Raw genomic sequence first — 5,321 nt, 5'->3', positions numbered from 1 at the left:
CATTCGAACAATGTATTACCTCATAACGCATAACAAACTTTACGATTACTCTTTGACCCAAAATCGATAAGGCTGTCTATGCCGTATTATTGTAACCCCTTGTTTCAAAAAATACCAGATGAGGTGTTTTTTTAGCATGCCCATTTATAGATCAAAAAGTGTTAAAAATAAGACAGTAACCTCAGAATAGATACTGTCTTATCCCTTTTTTTACTTAAAGCCTTGATAGACTTGACAAATGGTAGAAAATAGCCCTTTATTTGTGCACTCTTTTTTGTGTATAACAGAAAAATTTTGATAAATATTTAGAAGATAAATAATGTGTCGCAATGCTCCAAATGGTTAGTTTTCTAAGTGTAAGCTTGTTCTTAGGCAGGGCATTATTCCTTTACTAAAGGTAAAGAAATGGTGACTTTTAAGCCTGGATGATTGTCTAAAAAAACAATTTCACCTTGATGTAATTTAATAATTTGTTTGGTGATAACCGTTCCCATACCATGTGATTCATAATTAGTTGATTTCTGATTTAGCTCAGTAATTTTTTGAGCTGTAATATCTCCTTGATCCGCAATGACGATGAGCACTTTATTATCAGATAATTGATAAGTCAGATCAATCTGGTTAGAGCCGCTGTGCATAATACTATTAAGCAAGAGATTTCTAAAAGCTCTTGCTAATAAAGTTACCTCTCCTTTTACCAACACTGTCTCGGTAGGCAAATCAAAATGAAGTGTAATTGTTTCATAATTATTCAATATATCGGCAATTACTGTTCGTAGGACAGCAACCAAATCAAGATTGGAAAATTCGGAGCGACGCTTTTGGTTATCCAATAAGTAGCTCATATTGAGATTAGAAATCATTTCTTTCATAGTTTGAATCTGATTTTCAATTTCCTCTGTCTGCTTTCCTCTGCCATATTGCTGCTCTAACTGACTGTTATAACCTGATATGAGCATAAGAGGATTGCGTAAATCATGACTGACCCCTCTAATCCATTGCTCTTTCATCGTGTTGCTTTCTTCCAAAATATGAGATGTTTCATTGAGAGCTGTCTTAATTTCAGAGAAATTTCCCTTTTCATTAAGAGCGATATTTTGACCTTGGGATAAAGAAGTGACAGCAGTAATAATCGGCTCCATCTCCTTTTTGATACGCAACTTTGATCGGCTCAAAAGAATAAAAATAAGTAAAAGAATGATACCCAAGAAAACAAGTCCCAAACTGAGAAAATTCCTAATAAATTGCGTATTAGCATAGAAATTAAATTTTGCTAAGGAATGCTTTTTAGGATAGCCCAAAACTAAAATTTGCTGACCACGTACATAGGAGAAAACAGGGTAATCTTCTAAATACCAATGTGAAAATTTAACCATATCAGCATTGGTATAATGTCTTTTGAGTCCTTTAGGTAAATGATAAGATTGGACAATATTGCCATCTTGATTCAGTACCATAGCCCAAGTATTTTGTTTATCCATTTCAATTTTGCTGCTTTTATCAAAATTGAAATTATTCTCTTGACTCGATTGAGCGATTTTAGTGTAAAGTAGTTCCGGTTTTTCCTTTCCATAGAAACTAAAATAGGCTGAGAAAACCAAACCATAAACAAAAACAAGTCCTATGATTAAAGCCAAGATTAATAGAACATACCTGGTAAATAACTTAGTAAAAAATTTAACGGTATCCATTTAATTCACCTTTAGTTTGTAACCCAAACCTTTAACCGTTATTAAGCTTTCTGGTTTAGATGGATTGGCTTCGATCTTTTGTCGAATCTTACGAATATGAGCCATTAGGGTATTATCATAGCCTTGGTATCGTAAGCCCCAGACTTTTTCTAAGAGTTGGTCAAAAGTAACAATGCGATTCTTATTATCATATAAGACCCTAAGAATACTGTATTCCTTAGCTGTCAGCTGAATCTCTAGTTTTCCTTTGGTAATCAAGGCTTGGCTAAAATGTACCTGGCAAGCAGGCAAAATAAGGGTATCTTCCTTTTCGGGATAGGCTCTTTTTAAGATGGAAAGAATACGCAGCNCCAAATCTCTTGGGCGGAAAGGCTTGATAATATAGTCATCTGCTCCTAACTCAAAGCCCTGATATTGTTTTTCTATATCGGAGATTGCCGACAAAAACAAAACAGGAACCGTTGAAGTCTTACGGATACCTTTTAAAACTTCAAATCCTGATCCTTCATGCAGCATAATATCTAAAATAACTAAATCAAAGGATTTTTTTCNAAATTGCTCCAAAGCTTCTTTTTGTGATTGTACACTTGTTAGATTGCTAAAACCAGCAATGTTCAATGACTCTTGCACCATTTCTAAAATTTCTGGGTTATCGTCTAAAATTAAGATCTTCTTTTCTTTATAATTCATACTATTACCTCAACAAGACTAGTATAACACATTGCTTCCTTGGTCAAGGACTTTAAAGTAAAAATTAAGGAAGAATTAAGGTAATCAACAGGTTAAAATAAAGGAGGTTCATTATAATGAAAATAGCGAAAGGATACAACATCACTCTAAGATTTTTAAAGGAGAAAACAAATGAACAATTATATCGTTGAAACCAACCAATTAAGTAAGGATTTTTCAGGTGAAGTAGCCGTTAATCAGCTCTCTATTCATATTAGAAAAAATGAAATTTATGGTTTTTTAGGACCAAATGGTGCTGGTAAGAGTACTGCTATGAAAATGCTTTTAGGATTGTTGCAACCAAGCCATGGTTCCATTAAGCTCTTTGGCAAAACCTTTAATAGCAATCAAATATCACTCCTCTCAAATGTAGGTTCCCTCATTGAAGAGCCCTCTTACTATGCTAATTTGACCGGCTATGAAAATCTTGAAATTATCCAAAAATTGCTTAAATTACCAAAAAGAAATATTGATGAAGTCTTAAAGATTGTCAAACTTTTCGATCAAAAAGACAAGCTAGTTAAAAACTATTCACTAGGCATGAAACAACGTCTAGGAATTGCACTAGCCATTGTTAAATTTCCTAAATTACTGATTTTGGATGAGCCAACTAATGGTTTAGACCCTGCCGGTATTCAAGAAATTCGTGAGCTCATCAAGTCCTTACCACAAAAATACGATATGACTATCATCGTTTCTAGCCATATTCTTTCAGAAATTGAACAGATGGCTACAACTGTTGGTATTGTCAATCATGGCCAATTACTTTTTGAAGGCCACCTATCTGACCTTGAAGAAGATGAAAAATATCTGTTTGAGACCAGTGATGATGTAACTGCTAAAAGAATACTAATGTTCAATGGTTTTAATTTGGATGATAACAAAAAATTGATTATCAACGATAACAATNAAGTTAATATAGCCACTGCTATTCGACTCTTAGTTGAAAATGATGTTGATATTTATCAAGTTTGTATGATTCGTCGATCGCTGGAAGATGTTTTCCTTGATATGACAGGACGGGAAGGAAGTGTCTTGTAATGCTAAATTTACAATTAGAATTTATCAAATTAAAAAGACGTTCATTCTTGCTATCTTTGATTGCTATTGTAGCAGTGGGCTTGATTTGGAGTAGCGTTGTTATCAAATATGAATTACCTAAAACACATGAGGCCTATAATGCCATTTATACCATGACTTACTTGAATGATTGTATTTTGCCACTTTTCATTGTAGTTTTAGCGTCTAGACTACTGGAATTGGAACATCTAGGCAAAACTTTTAAACTCTTGCAAACCAGTAACGAAAGTCCTTGGCAACTTTTTAAAGCTAAATTGACTGTGATGGCTATTTTTGCCTTTGTTGTCAGTTTGATTCAAACGCTTTTTCTGAAATTTATTATTCAAGGCATGCAGGTCAGTGTGACACCTGTTTCATTAAGTCTCTTTTTGTTCACAACTTTTTTGGTTTGTCTCTTTCTGTCTTGTTTACATCTTTGCTTAGCTTTTATCTATCCAAAGCCAAGTGTGACAGTAGTAACAGGCTTAATTGGTTCCTTCCTGTCATTTGTAGGTATCGGTGCGTTACCATTTCCTATTCGCATTTTCATTCCTTGGCAATATTTCTCTATAATGGGAATCGCTAAACGGGTGGCTGGAACTAACACTTATCTTTTTCAATACGATAATGCTTATCCCTTTAAATTAGTCGTATTATTGCTTATCATTTTTTTAAGCATCTTTGTCAGTAAGAAACTCATTGGAAAGGCGGATCTATTATGATTACTTTTGAATTTAAAAAAATCAAAAAAAGTGCTATTCCGATAACGCTAATCTTCTTTAACCTTGTTGGGTCCTTATTGGGAACAATGATTTTTGCCCTCAACCGAAAAGTTCTCTTAGATGGTACACAAGCTCGCGTCCTTTGGGGACAAACAGTTTTCTATTCCTCGCAGATATTTACTCCTATTCTGATCGGGATTATCTGTTCCATCAGTTGTCAATTCGAGGAAAATAATAAAAACTGGCAGCGCTTATTAAGTATTCCAGTTAAAGCCAATCGTATCGTTTTATCAAAAATCACCAGCTTGTCACTAGTCATGGCTATTAGTCAACTGATAGCTCTCCTCTTTTATATTATCAGCGCTTTGGTTTTGAAGGTACCTTTTGCAAATTATCTACTGGACTTTTTGCTTTGGTCTATCACAGGTTGGCTAGCAACCATTACTATTGTCACCATTCAAATTTTTCTTAGTATTCGCTTAAAAAATTTCGCAGTGCCTATTCTTATATCAGCTATTTTGGCTATAGCAGGGCTTATGACCCTCTTTATTGGACAAGGTCTTTTTAGAATTTTCCCTTATGCTCAGATTGCTGTTGGTGATCGAGCTCGTTCCTTAGTCCCTTTTACCTTATCTGAATTTATCCTTTTCTTAGTTGTCAATGGTGCTTATATTTTTGTCTTCTATACCTTAGCAGTTAGACAGCTTAAAAAGGGATTTATTTAATCTCATTTATAGTGAAAAACATGAAAAAAGCAAAGAACTATCGTAATTGTTATACAATTAATGATCAGCAAATAAAAAGTGTAGAGATTTAATAAGGATATATCATAAACCAGTTTCGTATGAGACTGGTTTACTTTTTTAGGCCCTTTTCTACCATTTGTCAAGTCTATCAAGGCTTTAAGTAAAAAAAGGGATAAGACAGTATCTATTCTGAGGTTACTGTCTTATTTTTAACACTTTTTGATCTATAAATGGGCATGCTAAAAAAACACCTCATCTGGTATTTTTTGAAACAAGGGGTTACAATAATACGGCATAGACAGCCTTATCGATTTTGGGTCAAAGAGTAATCGTAAAGTTTGTTATGCGTTATGAGGTAATACATTGTTCGAATG

The 5,321-nt window shown here is 34.0% G+C and carries 5 protein-coding genes; 3 read left to right on the top strand and 2 right to left on the bottom strand.

What is annotated here, in order from left to right:
- Window positions 1-380: 380 nt before the first annotated feature.
- A complete protein-coding gene (locus tag D8872_RS10425; protein WP_125390869.1) occupies window positions 381-1,691 on the bottom strand; it encodes a sensor histidine kinase in 1,311 nt (436 codons plus the stop codon).
- On the bottom strand, window positions 1,692-2,381 hold the full coding sequence (locus tag D8872_RS10420; RefSeq protein WP_125390868.1) for a response regulator transcription factor: 690 nt from the start codon (window positions 2,379-2,381) through the stop codon (window positions 1,692-1,694).
- 171 nt (window positions 2,382-2,552) lie between these two features.
- Between D8872_RS10420 and D8872_RS10415 the strand changes: the two genes are divergently transcribed.
- The 3 genes from D8872_RS10415 to D8872_RS10405 are packed head-to-tail and all read left to right on the top strand — an operon-like array spanning window position 2,553 to window position 4,926.
- Window positions 2,553-3,461 (top strand): ABC transporter ATP-binding protein, encoded by a 909-nt coding sequence (locus tag D8872_RS10415; protein WP_125390867.1) that lies wholly within the window; start codon window positions 2,553-2,555, stop codon window positions 3,459-3,461.
- The gene (locus D8872_RS10410; RefSeq protein ID WP_125390866.1) at window positions 3,461-4,201 is read left to right on the top strand and encodes an ABC transporter permease; all 741 of its coding nucleotides are present in this window, start codon (window positions 3,461-3,463) and stop codon (window positions 4,199-4,201) included. Before D8872_RS10415 ends, D8872_RS10410 begins: the two co-directional genes overlap by 1 nt.
- The gene (locus tag D8872_RS10405; RefSeq protein ID WP_125390865.1) at window positions 4,198-4,926 is read left to right on the top strand and encodes an ABC transporter permease; all 729 of its coding nucleotides are present in this window, start codon (window positions 4,198-4,200) and stop codon (window positions 4,924-4,926) included. Before D8872_RS10410 ends, D8872_RS10405 begins: the two co-directional genes overlap by 4 nt.
- Window positions 4,927-5,321 lie beyond the last annotated feature (395 nt).

This window comes from Streptococcus cristatus (genome assembly GCF_003943815.1).
Classification (GTDB): Bacteria; Bacillota; Bacilli; order Lactobacillales; family Streptococcaceae; genus Streptococcus; species Streptococcus cristatus_F.
The sequence above is the reverse complement of the archived record's forward strand: the minus strand, read 5'-3'. Positions and strand labels throughout refer to the sequence as shown.